Here is a 21,669-nt window from a genome sequence, read left to right on the forward strand (position 1 = left end):
AAATAAAACTGACTAACTAAATAAGTTAAATTGATTTTATTGAAGCAAGCAGTCACAGCTATAATGCCCCTCACTCAGCCTCCAAGATCCATCCCTATTAAAAGCCATATTGTGACAGTCGCTTAATATGAAGATCTGTGTTGGAACGATAAACCCTAATCGCTCGAGCCTAAGGTGTTATGAATTCTTCGTCGACATTAACCCAACAGAATAAACATCAGCGTATTATCTTCATTTGTGCGGGTCTGTTATGCCTCGCGCCCTTTATCTCGTCCCCCATGGCGTTAGTGCTGGGCTTCACCTTAGCCAGTCTTGGCTGGGTACCAATCCAATGGAATATTGCCGCACTCACCAAAAAACTCCTGTCTTATTCGATCATTGGCCTCGGCTTTGGCATTAACTTAAACGCGGCAATCGAGGCGAGCAGTAACAACCTTGGCCTCATTGTCGGTTCCATCTTTTTTACCTTAGCCCTGGGCTTTGTACTCACCCGCGCACTGAAATTTGATCAAGTCACTGGCCATTTGATTGCCTCCGGTACTGCGATTTGTGGTGGCAGCGCCATTGCCGCAGTGGCGCCAGCCATCAATGCCCGCAACGATCAAATCGCCACGGCACTGGCCTGCGTATTTGTGCTCAACTCGGTCGCGCTGTTTTTATTCCCCGCACTGGGCCACTTGCTCAATATGAGCCAATACGATTTTGGTGTGTGGAGCGCCATCGCCATCCACGATACCTCATCGGTTGTTGGCGCGGCTTCGGCCTACGGCGATGAAGCCTTAAAAACCGCAACCACCATTAAACTCGCCCGCGCCCTGTGGATTATCCCGATCGCACTGGTCAGCGCTATGCTGTTTGGTGGCGATAAGCGCAAACTTAACCTACCGTATTTTATCGGTTTTTATTGTTTAGCCATTGTGGTGGCCCATTGGTTGCCACAGTTCCACACCGTTTATGACATCCTATTTATGCTGTCGAAACGGGCCTTAGTGCTGTGCTTGTTTTTGATAGGTGCGGGAATTACAGTGCAGAAAATGCGCGCGAGTGGTCCCAAACCGCTGTTGCTTGGGGTGATGCTGTGGGCGGCGATAGGAATGATATCTTTAGTGTATATTCTGTATTTTCAATAACTAAGACTCAGGCTTACTCAATACTTGGTTTGATCCGCCAGGCCCAACTGAGGACGCCAACAAAGGCAGAGAATTCGATAAGTGAACGCACTAGCCCTGTGGTTTGCGTCGAAGCAACCAAGGCAATCAGGGAAAACACAATAATCAACCAGTTTTTCAATTGCATCTTCCTGCAAACTTAGGGGATGCTCATTATTGTTTAGAACTAAAAACTCAGCAAATATCGATTTTCAATAACAAATAGCTATAACAGCTAAGCCCATGCTGTGATCATTAGGCCGCCTGATGGCTTGACCCCGCTTCGTTAGCAGCAAGATCTTGATTATGCTCTTGAATAAAATCTTCCATAAACCAAGCACAAAAAGTATGGCGTCCATCGACTGCCGCTTTGCCATAAATGGTCGATGCCTGTTGTCTGACGGTTTTTTCCTTAGTCTGACGCACTTCGGCAATCTCTTTAAAACTTAAGCCTTTAAGCAATAGAAATGCCACTTGCTGCTCACTCTTAGTAAAGCCCCAAGTCTCGAATTGCTGCGACACAGCTTGGCTGTATTCTTGTCTGGCAGAGCGCATTTGCGTCGACATATTGTCAATTTTCTGATCCGCATGCTCCAGGCGTTTAGCCAAGGCTTTGACCTCGCGGGAGCGACGAATAAGATCATAACTTAAGTACATGGCACCAATCACAGTGAGCACTAACAGCATGGTTTCCTGGGCAATATGCCAGTGGGGAATGCCCAATTGAATGTCGGATGAGATGTCAAAAAGCTTAAAACACATGATTATGGCCAGCAAACCAATAATGACCAGATCCTTCATTTAAAACTCCTAAATAAATGCAAAATCAACCAATTATTTTATGGGACATATGTACCATAGGCGGTTTTATGATACATGTCCCCCACGACTTTCACCCGCCAATCCCTACACTGACAGCACACTTTAATACCATAGAATCGCCCTATGTCTGTCAGTACGTCTTGTATCAAGTTATGTCTGTTGGCAAGCTTAGTCAGCAGCAGTTTCCTGTGCCTCGCCGCGAATTCCGAGCTATCTGCACATTCCGAGCTATCTCAAGCACTCTCCACCAGCCAAGCTAGATTAGATTCTTTATCTCAATCGGGCGGCCAGTTACCGCAATCACAAATAAGCTTAAGCAGTTCATCTTGGCTCAATGGCCTGCCGAGCATTAGCCTGAGTCACTTAGGCAGCCTAGATAATGGTAACAGCTACGAACAGGAACTCTCACTCAATTTGCCAATAAAATCCCCTGCTTTACACAGCAGCGATAAACAAATTAAACAACTCACCCAAAGCATTCAGTCGCAACAAGTCGCGCTGCAGGGGCTGTATTTATCGGGATTATTGCGACAAAGCCTGTGGGAACATCGCCTCGCAGCAGTGAAACTGGCCCAGTTAGATCGCAAGAGCCAATTGCTCGATAAACTCCATCGCCAGCAAAAGCAACTCACAGACGCGGGTGAACTGCCGATTGCTAACATACTCCTGTTAGAACGCGAATTAGTGGACATTGCACTGGAGCGGGTCGACCTTCATCAGCAACTGGCCGAGGCGCTTGCCCTCTATCAACAACTCACCGGGCAAGAGCAGATACCGCAGGACATAGCCGAAACCGCGCGGCCACTGTCAGCCAGCAGCCAACCCAATGACATGCTCGCGCAGCATCCATTATGGCAATTATTGAGCCTGCAGAAGCAGCAACAGCTAATGATCATCCAGAGTCAACAAGCGGGAGATAAAGACCCTTGGACAGTCTCACTCACGGCTAAAAATACCGCCGATAACCAAGTTGATGATCAACAGCTTGGCATCGCCGTTTCTGTGCCACTGACTTTAGGTTCTGCCCTATCGCAAACCGAATTATCCCAATGGCAACAAGCCAATACCGAGCACACGCTCAACCTCGACCGTACCTATATCGAACTGAAAACTCAGCTTAAAAAGCTAGAGCAACAGCAACAAAACTTACTCGACCAACAGACATTGCTAACCCAAGCCTTACACCTTAGCCGCACCATCACAGAGGAGCTGGCCAAGGTCAAAGACCAAAATCAAGTTAGCTACGAAGTTTGGCTGCGCCGCTATATGGATGCCCTCGATACCGAATCCCGCTTGGCACTGAACCAAGTCGCGCAGCAACAACTGCACTCCCAACAACTGCAAGCCTTAGGAATTTCATTATGATGGCCAAGTACGGCGCATGCCTTTTCTGTTTATCCGCCAGTGTAGCCACCTTAGTGCAGGCTGAATCCTTAACGATAAGTTCCCTCGGTAATTTAGACCTGAGCTACGTGCAGCCGCAAAAAGTCGCCAGCTATGAGGGCAGCCCATTGCCCGCACAGGTTGAAATCCTCCCCGGTAACGATTACTGGATCAACACGCCGGAGAATACCCAGCAGATAAGCTTCCTCGTCGGCCAAGGCCAGCGGGTTACTAAGGGTCAGGCGATAGTCAAACTGACAGGGCCAGAAGTGTTCCACTACCTCGCCCAAGTCGAAGCCGCCGGCAACTTATATCAACTGGCCAAGAGCCGTTACGAGCGTAATAAACCCTTAGTAAACAATGGTAGTATCAGCGCCGAAAAGTGGCGTGAGATCAGCCAAGACTACTTCAGCACTCACCTCGAATACGAGCACATGCAGCATTTTATGGAGATAGTCAAAAGCACAGATGCCACCACAGACTCCCTAGTGGTAGGCACACCAGTGGCAGGGATAGTTAAACTCAACCAAGTGAATGGGCCTTATATGGCGGGTTCACAGCTATTCTCACTGGTGCCCAGCGACAGCATTCGCGTCAAAGTCAGTGTGCCTATGAGCCAGTCACATTCGCTCTCGGCGGTGAACATCAATCAGTGCCATATCGCCATTGAGTCCATGTCGGCCATCGCCGAGGGGGCCTTCGTGACCGCTTGGTCATCACCCGTACCGCAGGAATGTAACTTACTGTTAGGACAACAGATCACTGTGATACCCGAGTATCAAAAGGCGGTGTATTTATTGCCTAAAAATAGTGTTTTTAGTTGGGAGCAAGACAGCCAAGTCTTCACTAAAACCGCCGACACGCTCACCCCGATTACGATCGATATTCTCGGTTCAACCCCCGAGCAATATATAGTTGAAAGCGATAAAGATCTGAGCCAAATCCAAGTCTTATCCCAGTCAGTTGCCGCAGTCAAAGGCATAATGCTTGGCCTAGGAGGCGAATAAGATGTTGACCTCAGTCATCCGCTTTTCGCTTACGCAGCGCCTATTTGTGCTGATTGTGGCGCTGATCATCATGTTAGCGGGAGCGCGAGCCTGGTTTTCCATTCCCTTGGATGCCTTTCCCAATATTTCACCCACCCAAGTGAAGATCATCCTCAAGGCGCCCGGCATGACACCGGAGGAAATCGAAGCGCAAATTACCGTGCCGATTGAAACCGAACTGTTAGGCATTCCCCATCAATCGATTCTGCGCTCGACCACTAAATACGCCATCAGCGATATCACCCTAGATTTCGACGAAGGCACGGATATCTATTGGGCACGCCAGCAGGTGAGCGAACGCATCGCCGCCGTGTGGGACAGTTTCCCTGAAGGTGTAACGGGCGGCGTAGCGCCTATGAGTACGCCACTCAGCGAAATATTTATGTTTTCACTCGAAAATCCCAATCTTTCGCTGATGGAAAGACGGCAGTTACTCGAATGGGAAATCCGCCCGCTGTTGCGAACCGTTGCGGGTGTGGCCGATGTCAATATCCTCGGTGGCTATGCCAAAAGCTTTAGTGTGACCCCCAAACCTGCGGCGATGGCGGCCGCGGGAGTGAGCTTTGCGACGCTGCAACAGGCAATCGTTGAGAATAATCACAACGAAGGTGCGGGCAAGCTCACCATTGGCACAGACACCATCATAGTGCGCGCCGAAGGCCGCATCGATGATATCGACGAACTCAAACAATTAGTGATCAAGGCCGATGATGCCAGAGTGTATCGACTGCAGGATTTGGCCGATATTCAAATTGGCCACTTAGCCCGCTATGGCGCAGTCACTAAAGATGGCAACGAAACCGCCGAAGCCTTAATCATCGCCCTGAAAGACGCTAATACCGCACAAGTAGTCAAGAATATTAAGGAAAAGCTCGATCAAATCGGCCTAACCTTGCCAGAAGGGAGTCAGATAAACACCTTTTACGACCGCGCGAATCTGATCAATACCGCGATCGATACAATCTCCAATGCCTTGTTCGAAGCCGTAGTGCTAGTGATCATCTTGCTGGCGCTATTTTTAGGTAACGTGCGCGCCGCATTAGTCGTGTCACTCTCGCTGCCACTCGCCGCGCTGATGACGTTTTTGATGATGGATTACTTCAATCTTTCCGCGAACTTAATGAGCCTAGGCGGGCTGGTTATCGCCATCGGCATGTTAGTGGATTCATCCGTGGTCGTAGTCGAGAACATGGTGAATCTTATCGCCACTAAGCAGAGATTACCGCGGCTGCATTTGATTTTTCGCGCGACCAAGGACGTTGCCATTCCCGTGGTGTCGGGCACTGTAATCGTCATGATAGTGTTCTCGCCCTTGCTGACCTTGAGCGGACTCGAAGGCAAACTCTTTACCCCAGTTGCGATCACTATCGTGTTTGCCATGCTGTCGGCGCTGGTGTTGTCGTTAACTGTTATTCCGGTTATCGCTTCTTATCTCGTCAACGAAAAAGCCGCCAAGGAACCTAAGGCGATTGAAAAGCTTAAGCAGCTTTATCTGGGCAGCCTCAAGGGCACGTTTAGCCATCAAAAACGCTTTATGGTGATCGCCTTTAGTTTACTTATTGTCAGCCTAGGCCTGTTCGGGTTAGTGGGAAAAACCTTTATGCCGACCTTAGATGAGGGCGACATTATCCTGCAGTTGGAGAAATCCCCGTCGATTTCGCTCGAGGCTTCGATTGCCATCGACAAGCAAATTCAGCAAACCTTGCTGGCTAAAGTTCCTGAAATTAAACAGATGGTGGCACGTACTGGCGCGGATGAAATCGGCTTAGATCCCATGGGGCTCAATGAAACCGATGTGTTCTTAGAACTTCTGCCCCGCAGCGAATGGCGCTTTGCAAATAAAGAAGCGCTTATCGATGCGATCCGCACTGTGTTATTGGACTATCCCGGCGTTAATTTTAACTTCACTCAACCGATACAAATGCGCGTATCCGAAATGCTCACCGGCAGCATTGGCGACGTAGCGATCAAGGTCTTTGGTAACGATATCGACACCTTAGGTCAGCTCACGAGCCAAATCCAACAGCTGATTAATGCCACCAGCGGCAGCGTCGATGTGAAAATGGCGATGATCGAAGGCAGTCCTTTTATCAACCTCACCTTAGATAACGAGCTCGCCCGAGGCTTTGGCATGAGCACCATGGAGTTTGCCCGCTACCTGAAAAGCCAGCTCGAAGGCGTAATAGTGACCGAAGTGCTACAAGGTAAAAAGCGCACACCCGTGCTGATTGCTAACAATCAGAGCCACTTAAGTAGCATTAATGAGCTTAAAAATCAGTTACTGGTGATGCCAGATCACTCCTTAAAACGCCTGAGTGATGTCGCCACCTTAAGCTATAAGCAAGGCCCCATCCTGATCGAGCGTGAGCAAGGGAATCGCTTTTCAGTGATCACCACTAACGTGCAAGGCCGCGATATCGTGAGTTTTGTAGAAGAACTCAACGCTAAAATCACAAAGGAAATCAAACTCCCGAGCGGTTATAGCGTGAGTTTTGGTGGCGAGTTTGAAAACCAGCAGCGAGCCACCAGCAATTTACTGTTAGTGATCCCGATTGCTATCGCGCTGATCACTTTGATTTTATTCACCACATTTGGCTCACTGACCAAAGCGGGTTTAATCCTCGCCAACGTTCCCTTCGCTATGATGGGCGGCATAGTTAGCCTGTATTTATCGGGGGAATATTTGTCCGTGCCCGCCTCGGTTGGCTTTATCGCCCTGCTCGGCGTCGCTGTGCTCAATGGTGTAGTGATGGTCAGCTATTACGAACAAACCAAGCACATGTTCAGCAACCTGCGCGAACGGGTGGAACAAGGTGCGGCGCGGCGTTTGCGGCCCATTTTGATGACGGCGACAACGGCGATGTTTGGTCTTATACCGCTAGTATTTGCCTCGGGTCCTGGGGCTGAAATTCAAAAACCCCTAGCGATTGTGGTGATTGGCGGCCTGCTCACTTCAACTATTACCACACTATATTTACTGCCAATTCTGTATTTTTGGCTGGAGAAGCGTAAATGAGCACAGAACAACTATTAGTATTGATCGCCCAAAATGATATTAAGGACGACATAGTCGATACCTTGATAGAGCTAGAGTTTCTGTCGGGTTTTAGCCTAGGCAATATTTGTGGTTTTAGCCGCGAACACAGCCATTTTAATATCAAGGAACAAGTGGAAGGTTATCGGGAGTTCTGCAAATTCGAGATTATGCACCCCGCTACGCAGCAAGCGGCACTGCTCACTGCGCTGGCGCTGGTCTGCAAACATAATCCCTGCCGTTATTGGATTATGCCCATCTATCAAAATGGCACTCTGTCCTAATTCACCACACAGTTAACCGAGTGAAATCTAGGCATACCGACCTTATCGCTAGGGTCGGTATGCCTTATACAATAACTACAGAATGGGCGTTGGACGACGCACTAAAAAACCACTCAAAATTGATAAAATGCAGTAAGCGGTAAAGAAGTAGAAACCGTTTTCAAATTGCGCTTGGGTTTTTAACATTTCCCCCATGCCACCAGAGGCGTTCCCCGCCATAAAGGTGATGATCAGCGCTACCACAAACACATCAGTCAGCTTGGCCTTATCGATAGTGCCGCTGAGACTCAAAATAGGTTGAGTCACCCCAGGGATTAATAAAGCTAAAGATAAGAGAATGATAAAAATAGGAAATAGTGATTTCATCGCACTGTTCATCGCATTACCAGATCGGAGAAGACATTCAGTTTACGGTTTTTAGCGCAGGCTCTGCAATCCTTCACACCGGTCTCAGATGACCGGCGTTAAAGGTAGGATGTGAGGATCAATAGAAAGGTGTTGGGTCTATATCCAATGTACTCGGTGAGACCCCCCGCTCGATGTGCAGCTCAGATTTGAGGAGATCAACCATAGTCACTTCGGTGTAACGCTTTGCCTTTAAAGAATAAAAGCATTTTACGATCGGGTGTAGTGCATCCCTGTCCTTCGATGCCCAGACAATGCCGATACGGCCATCCGATAATTCAACGAGGGAGCCCACGGGATAAACACCTATGCAGCGAATAAACTCATAGACCAGTTCTTTACCTAAATGGAATGGTGTCAGGCTCAGTAAAATTTTAAAGGCTGCGGCTGGGCTCATGGCCTCTTTGTAACAGCGCGTCGCCGTCAAGGCATCGAAAATATCGACGATACAACTCATGCGCCCATGGCGGGGGATTTCATCGCCCTTCAGCCCCCTTGGATAACCTCGACCATCTAACTTTTCATGGTGCATCAAACAGATATCTTTACTGATCTGCGATAACCCCTTAGTGTCGTTCATAATTTCTAGCGCATACACCTGATGCAGCTTCATATGCTCAAATTCTTCCGGTGTCAGCTTACCCGGCTTGTGTAGCACTTTATTGTCGACTTTAATCTTGCCAATATCGTGCAAAATCCCGCCGACGGCCATTTCCCGTAGCATGGCTCGGTCGAGCTTGAGGTATTTGCCGAAGGTAACGAGTAAAAAGGCGACATTCACTGAATGTTCGAGTAGATAGGCATCTTTTGAACGGAGCGCAGACATACACTTAAGCGCGTCTTCATCGAGGAAGACTGATTCGATCATGCTATCGGCTAATGTCTCGAAGGGCTTCACTTCTATGGCTTTGCCTTCGAAAATTTCGGCTAACACCTTACGAATAAGATCCTTAGCTTCGGTGAGAATGATTTGAGCTTGCTCCTGTTGTTTCTCACGGGTTAATAAGGATTTTTTATTCCCAGCCGAGCTATCGTTGCTGGCTTTTCGTTTAAAACCACAGTGTTCTGCCGAGCGCCCCGTATCGACCCAAACGAATTTGATGCCACTTTTAGCCAGTCTTAAAATCGCATCCTTGTGCTTAATCTGTCCTGCATTGGTAATAGCGAGTTGGCCCTTATCATTGTTATCTATAGCACTGACAAACATACCTAATGTCAGTTGCGATACAGGCAATTTGATAAGATCAACTGATTCTGCCGGCTCACTCATTTCTGCAACCCCAAGGATAACTAACTTTATAGAAAACCATAAAAGAACCAAACAACATCAGAGCAGTTAAGTGTGTCTTACTTTTGGTAGTATAGAACAGTTCATTGGGCATTCTATGCCGGGGATGACAAAAGCACCATACACTTTGTTACAGGCCGAGAACAACATCATAGAAGCTAGGCAAAACGAGGGACTATTGCGCAAAATTTAGTTAATCGACTAATAATGCTGATTTTTTAATAGTAGACATTCAACACTCTCGACCAGCCAACGCCGATACTGGCAGTTGTAACAGGAGCGAGGCTCGTCATCGACTTGCTCATCCTCATCATCGGGGACAAAACCTGTGCAGCGCTGTGCTACTCGCCTCGCCATCCAATACTGGCCCAATCCCGCCCGAAAAATCCAGCGATTATCCACTAACTCAAATGCCTGCTCGGCCAATATGGGATCCATTTCACCCTCCATCTAATAGGCCTGTAATGCTTGCTTACCCGCATTACGCCATGTTTGGGCTTTTCTATCGACTAACAACACAAACTTATGCCCAAGGTAAACGGCTTTCACTTTACCCTTCAGCAGTACTCGCTCGTCCGCCGCGAGGGGATACCTCTCGGTACTCATCACCGCATCGAGCCCTGTCAGTTCAAGGATCTCGGCAACACAGAGTTCGAGAGCAACATCCTCAAACTGACCAAGCTTAATTTGCCCTTTTACCCGGCCGTCGCTACCCATCAAACGTAACCCTAACCCCGCTAACGCGCCAATAACACCTTGGCCGGTACCGCCATGTTCAGTTAACTGGATATTGAGTCGTTCGGCTAGGTCATAGGCCGCGAGCTTAGTGATCACTTCGGTTTTCGCTCTACGACCAAACTCCATTAGGGCGGTTGCATCGTATTGGGAGCCTAAATCGAGGATAGCGATGCCCGGATCTGCCCTAGGCGCCGACTCAGCGATTAAATGGGCGACGGCATAGTGGTGGATCTCGGCCTGGGTCAGTGGTGAGCGCAGCGCAAAACACATGGCACTGTTATGGGAGGTGTAGGGAATATCGGGGTGCACAAATAATTGGTGCCGCGTCACGAAGGAGGCCTTACCGCCGGACATATTCTCGAGGAGGAGCGCGATTTCCTCGGCAATTTCCCCCGTGCCCTTAGTGCCTATATCATCGGTGTCATCGATACAAATCAGCCAGTTTTTCATCTGCATTCCTAGAGTTAGAGTTTTAAAATTTGTCTCTGTGCAACAGATCCTGGGCCTTTAAGCGCGTGAGCACGGGCGGTACGAGCAAAGCGCCAAGAGTGGCAAAGAATCCGCCTTTTAATACGCTCATCCCCCATTGAATCAACACTACATCTAACTCCATGCCCGCCAGCATATTGGTCAGCGCCACTTTACCCGCCCAGGCGATGCAACCCGCTAGGCCTAAGATCACGCAGCGCCAATGCAATGCCATACTCAGAGGTAGAAGCAAGGCGATAAGATCCATGGCTATGGCGGGTAAGACAAACTTTAACAGTATCATAGGCCCGCCTTTCCCGACGCCCAGAGCCATAGCTACCAGGCCAGCAATAGCACCACAGGCCGTCATGCTACCGAAACGTCCCAACGCCCCGTAGCAAATCAGATAGAAAAAACTCATTAAAAACATACTGTGTCCAGATATGCCGAGTTTCAGCCTTAGCATGCCAGTTAATGCCACCAGTAAAGTGGCGCAAAAGCCAACAAAGAGCGAGTCTTGCAGGCTAAGGGGAAGTTTTTTAGTCATTGTTGTCCCTCGGTGAATGCCAATGGGTTGGGCGTTGGTTTAGGCCAAAATGACGGCTCTGCGCCGCAATCGCCATTTGACGAGATAATTTAAGCAACTGAATCAAAACGGGAAATAACACGCAATATACCAACTCGGCCCAATTTCTCGGATTACGCAGCGCCCTTGGGGTAATACGTGCCCCGCGCAAACATTGAATGTGATAGATCTCGCGGATTTCATCGGCCATATAGGGCAATAAACTTAAGGAGGCCGCGACCACAAAAGCCCACTTTGTCGGCAGGAAAGCACTTAACACTTCGCCAATGCGCTCGGGGGGAACCGTAATACAAAGCCACCAACCGGGAATAGTGGCCAGAATGATACGAGCGACCACTATGGCACCCTGGGCTAAATGTGCTACGCCATAGAGGATTAAATACAGACTCAAAGTGATGCTCAGTTGCACTAAACCTAGTTTTAGTACCCCAAAAATACAGCCGCGACGCAGCAAACCATGGATCACTAACAGCCCATTCAGCCCAGCGAGTGACAGGAGCAGATAAGCGGGTAATACAAAAGCACAGGCCGAGAGCACACAGACGAAGAGCAGTGACAAGCTGCAGATGGCAGTTTCACGCCGCTCACGACTCCAATGCCCCCGTGTTCGTCGATGCGAACGTCGGCAGCTAACCCACATAACGCGCCTCCATTTCCATAGGGTCTTCCACCAACAGGCCATTACGTAGGCTAAGTTGCCGTGACACGACCCTATGCTCAATATGTCTATGGCTAGCGAGCAAGATGGCAGTGCCCTGCGAGCTTAGACGCTGCAGCAAATGCCATACTTTGCCGTGGTAATACTGGTCCATTCCCGCTAAGGGATCATCAAGTAACAATACCTTAGGGCATAAGCAGGCTAATGAGGCTAAGGCGATTAAGTGCTGCTGGCCGTAGGATAATTTATGGGGCGACAATTCAGCTAAGTCGGCAAGCTGCAACTCATCTAGCATCTGCGCCGCGCGCTCTTTTGGGAGTCCAAAACGCTTAAGACTGAACTGCATTTCGGCGAGCACGCTAGTTTCAAACAATTGTCGACTCGGCCTTTGCATCAACAGCCCCAGTTCGGCGCCATAGATCCCAAGCTTAGGTCTTCGGCCTAACACTTTGAAGGGTAAGCGCTGCCTTAAACTCAGCACGCCAGCGATGGTTTTTAGTAGGCTGGTTTTGCCTGTGCCGTTATCCCCCACTAAGGTCACGATTTCACCCGCCCGTAGTTGAAATCCCTGTGGGCAAGCAAATAGCACTGGGCTGCCATCGAAGCCAAAATCGAAGGCCCCGGCACTGACGAGCACTCTGCCTAAGTGGTTAAACTGGCTGCGCCGCACGGGAGTCTCGACTGGCGGTGTATCCTTCACCGTATAAGTACCTGCAGATAATTTGCCCGCCTCTAACTGCCAATAATGCTGAATAATGTCGGCGAAGGCGGAGGCGTTGTGCTCAACCAACACCAGCGCCATCCCCCCTTGAATAAGATTGCGCAGCACGATTAACAGCTCGCTTACACTGTGATCGTCTAGTTGTGCCCAAGGCTCATCGAGCAGCAGTAAATGGGGTTCACACACCAGTTGGGCGGCAATCATTAGCCGATATTTCTGGCCGAGTGACAACGTGCTCACTGGGGTATCGAGGCGTAAATACAGCCCTACTCGCCGCAATGCAAGCTGCACTTTAGCTAGCATCTGCTCTGTGGGAATGCTGAGATTTTCCAGCGCAAAGGCAACCTCAGCCCCCACCGTCTGCCTGATGAGTTGAATTTGCGGGTCCTGCATCACCAGCCCCGTCACTAGCTTAGGGTTACGCCAGATTTCACCCTCATGGGGGCGATTTAACACCCCCGCAAGTAGGTTTAACAGACTCGACTTCCCAGAACCCGTAGTTCCACTCACACAGTGGCATTGGCCGGAACCAATGCTTAAGTTGACCTCCTGCAACACAGTCGGTAACTGGCTACCATAGTTGAAGCTAACACCTTTAAGCGCTAGGAGTGTCATCTTAAATCTGCCAATTTACACCAATAAAGATCTGCCGTCCCGCCTGTGGCAGCGCTTCACTCTGGTAGTAGTTTTCATCCAAGAGGTTAGTGGCGCGCAGATACACTTCTAGTTTGTCGCTAATGAGTGGCTGCACTAAGTTGATGTCCACTAAGGTGTAATTATCCAGAGACTGTTGTTGATATTGCGTCTGACCGTTAACCTTCACTTGAGTCGCATAGACTTGATCCAAAATACGCTCCACATTCAGATGTATTTGAGTTTCGAAGGGAAACTCGTAACTCATCTGCCAGCGTAATTGATGGCGAGGGCGGTATTGCAGCGCATCTAAGGTATCGTCACCGTCCATCTCTTCGGAGTCTAAGAAGCTGTAGGAGAAGCCCAGATCTAAATGCTCAATAGCCTTATTATTAATTTGAAAATCAATCCCTTTGAACTTATAGCGCCCCATATTTTGGTAGAAACCATCGATATCCTTAGCGATATAGTTTTCTGCATCCGTGTAATAACCATAAACAGAAAAATCCGTGCTTGCGGGTAGATTCTGCTCTAAGCCCAACTCCAGATGTTTAGATTCTTCGGCCTCTAAATCGCTATTACCAGAGAGTTGTGAATACAAGTTCACCATAGAGGGGAAGCGCACCTTGCGTGCAACACTCACACTCAAGCGTGAATCCGGCACCAACTGCCAATAGCTAGAGGCCATGGCCGAATAGTTGTTATCCGTGCCATCACTGGTATCGAGTGAATGATAAGCGCCACCTAAGGTAAAGCCGTATTGATGCTCAGATTGATACTGATACTCGGCCGCTACAGTATATAACCATGCGGAATCATTTAAGTTTTCGATACCACCGGTTCCACTGCCAGAACCCGTACCGCCACCGCTTCCCGTTCCGCCGCCAGAGCCTGTTCCACCGCCGCTCCCCGTTCCGCTTCCAGAGCCCGTACCACCGTTTCCACCACCGGACCCAGAGCCACTATTACTCCCAGTATCTGGTGTATCGATGTTAACTACCGACTTCCAACTTTGCTCTTCTGTAATAACCGAAGTCGTTAACAAGCCTGCGGTATGTAAATCCGTGATCAGTTGTAGATTGATACCTTGGACGACCGAGCGGCCATCTTGGGATTGAGTGACAGCTTGGTAGGTCTCATCGGCATAGGAGGCTTCTAAGGTATCGCTTTGATTGTGATAGCCAAATCCACGTAGCGTAAAAGTGTCGTCAAACCTATGCGCCAAACCTAACTGGGCAGTATGTGAGTCATAGTCATCGGTACGTTCATATTTCATCTTGCCACTACCGGTCCCATCACGGGCGGGTTTACCCCATTCACCGCTGCGCAGCGCCATATTGGCAATCAACTGTGTCTTATCGGATAACCAGTAGCTGCCTTGGGCATAGAAGTTATTAACCTCTTTATCCGAGTTCACTCGCAGCTCCCCATCTTGAGATGGCGTCGGTTCAAAGTCATTCGACATTGGGAAGCCGTCCGTCTGTTGATGGCTAACACTGACGAGCCCCTGCCAATCATCCCCCGAACCTGCGGCGCTAATATCACCGTTGAAGGTATTATCCTTACCCGCCTCCAAACGCCCAGAAAGTGCAGGAGCCGTATCTCCTTGCTTGGTAATAATATTGATCACCCCACCCGCACCACTCGGACCGTAAAGTACCGACGTCGGCCCCACAGAAACCTCCACCGAGGCAATTTGGCTTGTGGGAATGATACTCGGGTCGAATTGCCCATCATCGGCACTGCCCATAGGCACGCCATTGATTAAAAGGGTGACATGGCGCGTTTTAAAACCACGAATATCGACTCTTGGGGTACCGTCCCCCCCCACGCGAATATACACACCTGGCACATTCTTTAAGACTTGATCTAGCGTTTGTGCGCCCAAGGCACGGATCTCCTCCTCACTAATGCTCCAGTGGGTTGTCGCCATTTCACTGACTTCCCCACCGTCGCCGTGAACGACGATCACTTCATTGACATTGAGTAGCGGATCTCGGGAAATATCATCGGCTTGAGCAGCAAAACTAAGACCAATAGCCAAGGCTAGAGACGACATGCGAAAGAGGGTATTCGTGGTAATCATGTTATTGTTGTCAAATAGAAAATGTAAGATGTGCCGCTTATTGTGGGCCGTGGTTATTCTGTCTCAACCAAAAAACTGTCAAAAACCAACCTAGATCGACTAATTAAAACAAAAGGGAAAAGCACACACACAGTTAAGAGACAAAATGTCCATCAGCGGTTCACTCACCGACAAAAAGACCCACTCAAGTCACATTTTTTAGCATCACAAAATGAGACTATGGCAAAAGTCACAGGCCAGCGGCTTACATCTTGACACCTAGGGCCACGGCCTTTAATTTGAGCGAAAGATTCTTATTTACGTACTGACACCAAACAGATCCAAAGTACTTTAAAAAGAATGTATTAACTTAATCCAAAATCACTGGTGCCCAGAGCATCCATAGGCCCTTAGCCTTCATCATTATCTTTGGAGTTTTATTTGCCCGTCCATGCCCTGTCTGAGGACCTTAAGCGTCTCATCGACAAACTCATTCAATTAAAGCGGGTTCCCCCTACTGAACCTATAGTGCAGTTATCCCAAACAACTGTATCTATGCCTTTGATTTCATGGCTGGCATCCCAGACCCACTACCCCCGCATCTACTGGCATGGGCGCGATCGAATTGAAGAAGTGGCAGCCATAGGCGCCTGTAAAGACTTTAAATTTGAAACCGGCGTCGATGATCAGCAACTGGCGCAGGCTTACCAAGCACAATGCGCCCTCTCGACCAACCAGGATATTCGCTACTATGGCGGCGTGGCCTTCGATCGCAGCATAGAGTCTTGGCCCGAGTTCGGTCATTGCCGTTTTGTGCTGCCTCGCATCGAGTTTAGGCGCAGCGGGGCCCAATTCAGTTTGAGAGTTAACCTCAATTTTGCCGATAACGATCCCCACTCGGAAATAGATAAGGCCATCGCGGCCATCGAAGCCGTGCTACCAGCGAGACCCTTAGCACCACCAAACAAACTCACATTATTGGGGCGTAGCGATAGACCCGACTTTCAGCGCTGGAAGGCGTTAGTCGAGCAAGTGGTCGATCCCAAATTTAACCAAGACACTCCCAAAGTCGTGCTATCCCGATTAACCCAGCTAGAAGTCAATGAACGGGTCGACCCTTGGATGGTGCTCGCCTGCTGGCAGGGGCGTAATCCCAATAGCTTCCAATTTGGTTTTCAATTTAGCCCAGATCGCACTTTTATCTCGTGCTCACCCGAGCGTTTATTCCGCCGCCGTCAACAGGAGCTGTTTACCGAGGCATTAGCAGGCACGACAGTGCGAGGGTTAAACCAGGAGGAAGATATTGCCTTGGCGAATGCCCTACTCGAAGACAATAAAAATAGTGTCGAAAACCAGTTAGTGCGTAGCCATATTGTGAATATGCTCACACCACTGAGCCATTATGTGGGGGCTGAGGAATCGGCCACTATCTTTAAACTGACCCATATTCAACATTTACACCGCGCGATTCGAGCAGAACTCAAGGCGGGGGTGAATGATTTTCAACTCCTACAAGCGCTGCACCCCACACCTGCGGTTGGAGGCTTGCCTCGGCATTCGGCGATGAGCTTTATTCGTCAGCGCGAAGGTTATATGCGCGGTTGGTATGCAGGGGCCTGTGGTTATTTCAATAAGTACGAGAGTGAGTTTTCGGTGGCGATCCGCAGTGCCCTTATCGAACCCGGTCGGATCAATCTGTTTGCCGGTGCGGGAATTATTGCGGGTTCGGATCCACAGGCGGAGTGGCAAGAGCTTGAGAATAAACTTGCGACTATTATGTCGATTCTGATCGAGCTATAGCTTCTCGGGCTACAACTTATCGAACTATCGTTAATGGGGTTTCAATAGCCATTCGCCTTTGTCTCAGTATACAGTCTCTCTTGCTCTCCCGAGTCGATTAAGCGTTTATGGGCTATATCAAAATGCTGTTTCAACATGCGACCTTTTTCGGTATTAGCGAAGGCAAAAAACGCTTCCGCCTTTAGTACACCTTGAATAATCACAAAATTTTGCGGTTCCTTTAGCTTAGGCACTAAGGATAGGATGTTTTTCCTATAGTCCAACACGGTATCGATTCGACCCGCATTTAAACTATTGAGCATAGTGAGCATATCGCTGCTTTCCTCGTAGTACATAGGTACCGGTGTCAGCATATTGTAGCGATAGGCCAACATGGCCTGCACTTTCTTATGGGATAAACTCTCGATCCCCACCCAACTGGCGGCAATGTCTGGGGTGACTGCGGCATCAATAGCATCGATCTCGACTGCATGCTCGCTCAATAGGCTCTTTTTAATATCCCCCTTATACACACTGAGTATCATATCGACTCGGTTATGTTCAATAAGATAAAGCGTGCGCGCAAAGGGAACAAACTGCACATTGAGCTGCCATTCTGGCGCAGGAAAAACGCGGTTGAGGATATCGAAGTAGTAGCCGGTTTCATCGGGGTTAGCGAAGCCCTCCCATGTTGCTGTCACTAAGTTAATGACAACTGGACTAGTGGGGGCCGCCGAAGTAAAAAAACTCAACAAACACAGGCAAAATACACTAAAGAATGATCTCATCGCGCCCTCCTTCATGTAGTAGAAGTGTAGGATAGTTTCTATCTCTTTGCTGTCTCAAACGTCCCATCGCTCGAAAGTGATTGGAATATGCGCGGTTAGCTTGCATCTTAAGTGGCGGCCATTATAATGGCCGCCCTCCGATTGCAGTATGCTGGGATCGGTCTATAAGCGAATCAATATAATAAAATGTTCATTAGCGGGTTCCCTCACCCCGCCCTACACAACTAAAAAGGCCACAGAATGTTAATGTTAACTACAGCGCAGCTCCGCCGCGCCTTACTCCTATTAGTAGGATTCCACATACTGATTATTTGCGTCAGCAACTACTTAGTACAACTGCCATTTCAGCTATTTGGTTACCACACCACCTGGGGCGCATTCAGCTTTCCATTCGTGTATTTAGCCACAGATCTCACGGTCCGTATTTTCGGTCAAACGGCTGCGCGTAGCATTATCCTTAAGGCTATGGTGCCTGCGTTGATGATCTCCTACGTGATGGGAGTGCTGTTTCACCAGGGCAGCTTCCAAGGGGCTGATTCACTTGGGCAGTGGAATACCTTCGTCTTTCGTATTGCCTTTGCCAGTTTTGCCGCCTACTTGATTGGCCAACTGATGGATATCACAGTCTTTGCTCGCCTGCGGGCCAGCCGCTCTTGGTGGGTCGCACCCGCCGCATCCACCATAGTGGGTAATCTAGTCGATACCTTAGTTTTCTTTAGCGTCGCTTTTTATGCTTCGTCAGATAGCTTTATGGCCACCAATTGGCCCGAGATTGCCAGCGTCGATTACGGTTTTAAGTTACTCGTGAGCTTAGGTCTGTTCCTGCCTGCCTACGGTGTTTTGCTAAAAGTCTTACAAGACAAGATTTTGCAAACCAGTCCGCAAAAAGTAGTTTCCTGATTAACTCAACTGGCCAGACCTGTTATAATTTAGCCAGTTTATCCTCGGCCCTATTGCTTCTCGCTGTTGAATGGGGCCGATTTTCATGAGAGAAAATTATGTATTCTATTGAAATCAAAGCGCTGACAGTACTGACCCCCGAGCTAACCAATCAACTCGTTGAACTGAGTCAACAGATCCCAGAACTCGATCGCCCACTCACCAGCCAAATCCTAACGGAACGGTTGACAGGCAAAACATGCTTGATTCTATTAGCCTATGTTGAGGGTGAACTCGCGGGGTTTAAGCTGGGATACGGACAAGATGAAACCCTTTTTTACAGTTGGTTAGGGGGTGTTGCCAGCGACTTTAGGCGTTTAGGGCTGGCACAGAGTCTGCTGGAATATCAAGAGACTTGGGCCCATCGCCAAGGTTATCGCCATATTCAAGTTAAGACGATGAACCGTTTTCCTGCGATGCTTAATTTATTGATCCGGAATCAGTATTTGATTACTGAACTCAAAACCGATCCCAAAAACCTGATCGACCATAAGCTGCATTTGAGCAAGTCTCTCTAAGGAATTAAGGGAAGTCTGTGCCACTCTTTGTAAAGATTTGCACTTTTTTCATTAAATAGCTTGCAAACACAACTGAGAATGATTATCGTTAACGTGCGTTCCAAAACTCATCTTTAACACCGATGACTGGTAATCTGACGTGGTTAAAGTGCTCCTGAGTTTGCAAGCACGACATTGCTCACACACTCTTTTGTGGCCGGATTCATCATCCGGCTTTTTTTTGCCTTAAATTTATCTAAACCTCGGTAGAACCGCCTGAAAAATGTAAGCCCTCGTAGGGATTATTTTGCTGCTCTTCCTTAGCTTCATGGTACAAACCTATCGTAAAGATAGAGCCTTTGCCCAATGTGGAACTCACTTCGATAGTGCCACCAATTCGCTTAATAATACCGTAACTAAGGGAAAGCCCTAGGCCAGTACCATCTTTACGTGTGGTGTAAAATGGGTCGAAAATCCGCCCAAGTTGTTCAGGTGCAATCCCAGAACCTTCATCCTCCACTTCGATTTTGACGCCAATCGGCGTACCCTGTTGCAGCCAGTCATAGGTCCGCACCCAAATGCGGCCCTTACCGTCCATAGCATGTGCCGCGTTTACGACTAAGTTAATCAATACCTGCAGTAATTGCGGCCGATTAACCTGCACAGGACAAGTAGCATTGAGTTCAGTGATGAGCACAACTTCTTGTTTTTTAATTGAATGTCGCACTAGCACTAACATTTCTTCGATAATAGGTGTAATAGGATGCATCTCCAGCGGCGCATTGAATTCACCTGGGCGACTGTATTGCAATAAGCTACGGATAATAGTGCTTATCCGTCCAACTTGCTGAATAACGAGATCTATTTCTTCTTTTACTACTTCGGCATTGTCGCCAAGCTCATAACGCAGTAGTTCCATGTTGCCGAGGATAACGGCGGTCGGATTATTGATTTCGTGGGCAATACCTGCGGTTAATTCACCGAGTGCGGTGAGCTTCTCGTTGGTGACGAGCTGTTGGCGCGTTTCATTCAGTAAGGCCACGTTACGTTGCAGCTCTAAGGTCTTGTCCTGCAAGCTGCGGGTACGCTCCTCGACCTTCATTTCAAGCTGCTCCGCCGCCGCTTGGATCTGTGCATTACGCCGCTGCAACAGGTCAAGCATACTATCAAACTGCTCCGCTAAGTTTGATAGCTCGTTATCCCTATCTAGCCCTAGGGCGCCGATACGGATATTACGGCCAGACTGCACCGCTTGCACCACATGATGAATACGTTCTATCGGTTGCAGCAGACTGTAAGCACCGCGGTAAACCAACAGGCCAGATACCAGCAGCACTAGCATCAAAATCGTACCTAACTCAATAATATTAAGGAGGTAATTATGGATAAAAGGCGACTCAGAAAACCCCGTATAGATCATGCCTACCCGCTGCCCTCGAATATCCTCTAAGGGCGCATAGGCAGAGATAAACCAATCGTTAAATACAAACGCTCTATCGACCCATAAGTCCCCCTGGACTAATACTTTTTCACGCACTTCCTCAGACACTAAACTGCCCAACGCGCGCCCCTGGGTCTCGGTCCCCTTTGGATAAAAGTGCAAGGGTACGTTGGTTGAGATGCGAATATTGTCTAAGAAGATCGTGACTGTGCCGATCGAACGCTCGGGTAGCGTCCCCTTGTCATACACCAGATCACGAATATGATCGATGATTCGAGTATCGCGGTTAAATAAAATGCCGCCGTCGAGATACCAGGCCACTTTACCCTCGGCATCGGGCACGGGTAACAGACTACGACTGAGTAAGCCTCGCTCTTCCACTGCCTTGCTCGGGCTCTGTGCCCTTAATGTCGCCACAATGGGAATACTGGCCGTAACCGCTAACTCAGGATCGATGCGGGATAAGCGCTCTGGCGATAACACCATCAGCCCAGAGTAAGGCAATAAGCCTCCCATCTTGGGCAATATCAGCCGTAGATCGGGGTCCGCCGCCGCTTCGTCGACACTGACTAAACGCAAATAATCGAGATTGAGCAGTTTTTTTTGCTCGTGAAGGAAGGCATCGATATTCGCTCTATGCATCAATGCTCCCCCTAAGATAGGCCGGAAGTCATTCTGAAAGGTCCAGGACGTCATCACCCGCTCGAGCTGCTTTTCTTGGCGGACTTGCACTTGCTGCAGGGTATTTTCGGCCACGGCGAGATCGGCTTTTACCTTCATAAACAGCTGTTTACCTGTGTAGCTGATATTCCAGTAGATAGTGATAAACACTAAACTCACTAAGGTCAGCAGAATAGGCAGTAAAGTCAGGATTAATATGCGATAGCGCACCTTGGCCTGCATTTGCTGCCAACTGACACCAAAAAAGTGAGTAAAAAATGACACC

At 48.8% G+C, this 21,669-nt stretch carries 20 protein-coding genes; 8 read left to right on the plus strand and 12 right to left on the minus strand.

The genetic code is table 11. The features are described 5' to 3' along the window. Positions 1-179: 179 nt before the first annotated feature. The gene (locus COW15_RS13750; protein ID WP_293633090.1) at positions 180-1,130 is read left to right on the plus strand and encodes a putative sulfate exporter family transporter; all 951 of its coding nucleotides are present in this window, start codon (positions 180-182) and stop codon (positions 1,128-1,130) included. A gap of 13 nt (positions 1,131-1,143) precedes the next feature. On the opposite strand, the gene COW15_RS13755 is transcribed toward COW15_RS13750, so the two are convergent. Both COW15_RS13755 and COW15_RS13760 read right to left on the minus strand, forming a co-directional pair. After that, complete coding sequence (locus COW15_RS13755) at positions 1,144-1,290, minus strand: hypothetical protein (RefSeq protein WP_293633149.1); 147 nt, start codon at positions 1,288-1,290, stop codon at positions 1,144-1,146. A gap of 113 nt (positions 1,291-1,403) precedes the next feature. Then, on the minus strand, positions 1,404-1,949 hold the full coding sequence (locus tag COW15_RS13760) for a LuxR family transcriptional regulator (protein ID WP_293633091.1): 546 nt from the start codon (positions 1,947-1,949) through the stop codon (positions 1,404-1,406). Between the two features lie 144 nt (positions 1,950-2,093). Between COW15_RS13760 and COW15_RS13765 the strand changes: the two genes are divergently transcribed. From COW15_RS13765 to COW15_RS13780, 4 genes are read left to right on the plus strand one after another with little or no spacing between them, the layout of a single operon-like run. Continuing rightward, positions 2,094-3,335 (plus strand): metal transporter, encoded by a 1,242-nt coding sequence (locus COW15_RS13765; protein WP_293633092.1) that lies wholly within the window; start codon positions 2,094-2,096, stop codon positions 3,333-3,335. Continuing rightward, a complete protein-coding gene (locus tag COW15_RS13770) occupies positions 3,332-4,360 on the plus strand; it encodes a membrane fusion-like protein (protein ID WP_293633093.1) in 1,029 nt (342 codons plus the stop codon). The genes COW15_RS13765 and COW15_RS13770 overlap by 4 nt, the downstream gene beginning before the upstream one ends. Before the next feature lies 1 nt (position 4,361). After that, positions 4,362-7,415 (plus strand): CusA/CzcA family heavy metal efflux RND transporter, encoded by a 3,054-nt coding sequence (locus COW15_RS13775; RefSeq protein ID WP_293633094.1) that lies wholly within the window; start codon positions 4,362-4,364, stop codon positions 7,413-7,415. After that, complete coding sequence (locus tag COW15_RS13780) at positions 7,412-7,717, plus strand: DUF3240 family protein (RefSeq protein ID WP_293633095.1); 306 nt, start codon at positions 7,412-7,414, stop codon at positions 7,715-7,717. The genes COW15_RS13775 and COW15_RS13780 overlap by 4 nt, the downstream gene beginning before the upstream one ends. Before the next feature lie 75 nt (positions 7,718-7,792). Here the strand turns inward: COW15_RS13780 and COW15_RS13785 are convergent, their stop codons facing one another. The 8 genes from COW15_RS13785 to COW15_RS13820 form a co-directional block, all read right to left on the minus strand. Further along, positions 7,793-8,095, minus strand: coding sequence for a hypothetical protein (locus COW15_RS13785; RefSeq protein ID WP_293633096.1), 303 nt, complete (start codon positions 8,093-8,095; stop codon positions 7,793-7,795). A gap of 106 nt (positions 8,096-8,201) precedes the next feature. Beyond that, positions 8,202-9,392 (minus strand): HD-GYP domain-containing protein, encoded by a 1,191-nt coding sequence (locus COW15_RS13790; RefSeq protein ID WP_293633097.1) that lies wholly within the window; start codon positions 9,390-9,392, stop codon positions 8,202-8,204. Positions 9,393-9,611: 219 nt separating this feature from the next. Continuing rightward, a complete protein-coding gene (locus COW15_RS13795; RefSeq protein ID WP_293633098.1) occupies positions 9,612-9,848 on the minus strand; it encodes a hypothetical protein in 237 nt (78 codons plus the stop codon). Positions 9,849-9,860: 12 nt separating this feature from the next. Then, a complete protein-coding gene (locus COW15_RS13800; protein WP_293633099.1) occupies positions 9,861-10,598 on the minus strand; it encodes a DNA-binding protein in 738 nt (245 codons plus the stop codon). A gap of 22 nt (positions 10,599-10,620) precedes the next feature. Beyond that, positions 10,621-11,163, minus strand: a complete 543-nt coding sequence (locus tag COW15_RS13805) for a core component of ECF transporter (protein WP_293633100.1) — start codon at positions 11,161-11,163, stop codon at positions 10,621-10,623. Next, the gene (locus tag COW15_RS13810) at positions 11,156-11,842 is read right to left on the minus strand and encodes an energy-coupling factor transporter transmembrane component T (RefSeq protein ID WP_293633101.1); all 687 of its coding nucleotides are present in this window, start codon (positions 11,840-11,842) and stop codon (positions 11,156-11,158) included. Before COW15_RS13810 ends, COW15_RS13805 begins: the two co-directional genes overlap by 8 nt. After that, entirely contained in the window at positions 11,832-13,196 is a 1,365-nt protein-coding gene (locus COW15_RS13815; RefSeq protein WP_293633102.1) for an ATP-binding cassette domain-containing protein, read from the minus strand. Before COW15_RS13815 ends, COW15_RS13810 begins: the two co-directional genes overlap by 11 nt. A 1-nt stretch (position 13,197) precedes the next feature. Continuing rightward, positions 13,198-15,300 (minus strand): TonB-dependent receptor plug domain-containing protein, encoded by a 2,103-nt coding sequence (locus tag COW15_RS13820; RefSeq protein WP_293633103.1) that lies wholly within the window; start codon positions 15,298-15,300, stop codon positions 13,198-13,200. 420 nt (positions 15,301-15,720) lie between these two features. Between COW15_RS13820 and COW15_RS13825 the strand changes: the two genes are divergently transcribed. Further along, positions 15,721-17,079, plus strand: a complete 1,359-nt coding sequence (locus COW15_RS13825) for an isochorismate synthase (RefSeq protein WP_293633104.1) — start codon at positions 15,721-15,723, stop codon at positions 17,077-17,079. Positions 17,080-17,120: 41 nt separating this feature from the next. Here COW15_RS13825 and COW15_RS13830 read toward each other — a convergent pair whose 3' ends face one another. Continuing rightward, positions 17,121-17,846, minus strand: coding sequence for an ABC transporter substrate-binding protein (locus COW15_RS13830; RefSeq protein ID WP_293633105.1), 726 nt, complete (start codon positions 17,844-17,846; stop codon positions 17,121-17,123). Between the two features lie 240 nt (positions 17,847-18,086). On the opposite strand from COW15_RS13830, the gene COW15_RS13835 reads away from it, so the two are divergent. Both COW15_RS13835 and COW15_RS13840 read left to right on the plus strand, forming a co-directional pair. After that, on the plus strand, positions 18,087-18,746 hold the full coding sequence (locus COW15_RS13835; protein WP_293633106.1) for a 7-cyano-7-deazaguanine/7-aminomethyl-7-deazaguanine transporter: 660 nt from the start codon (positions 18,087-18,089) through the stop codon (positions 18,744-18,746). A 98-nt stretch (positions 18,747-18,844) separates the two neighbouring features. Continuing rightward, positions 18,845-19,303: a GNAT family N-acetyltransferase gene (locus tag COW15_RS13840; protein WP_293633107.1), complete on the plus strand. Its 459-nt coding sequence runs from the start codon at positions 18,845-18,847 to the stop codon at positions 19,301-19,303. Between the two features lie 235 nt (positions 19,304-19,538). Here COW15_RS13840 and COW15_RS13845 read toward each other — a convergent pair whose 3' ends face one another. Next, positions 19,539-21,668, minus strand: a complete 2,130-nt coding sequence (locus COW15_RS13845) for an ATP-binding protein (protein WP_293633108.1) — start codon at positions 21,666-21,668, stop codon at positions 19,539-19,541. Position 21,669 lies beyond the last annotated feature (1 nt).

The organism is Shewanella sp. CG12_big_fil_rev_8_21_14_0_65_47_15, assembly GCF_002783505.1.
Taxonomy (GTDB): Bacteria; Pseudomonadota; Gammaproteobacteria; order Enterobacterales; family Shewanellaceae; genus Shewanella.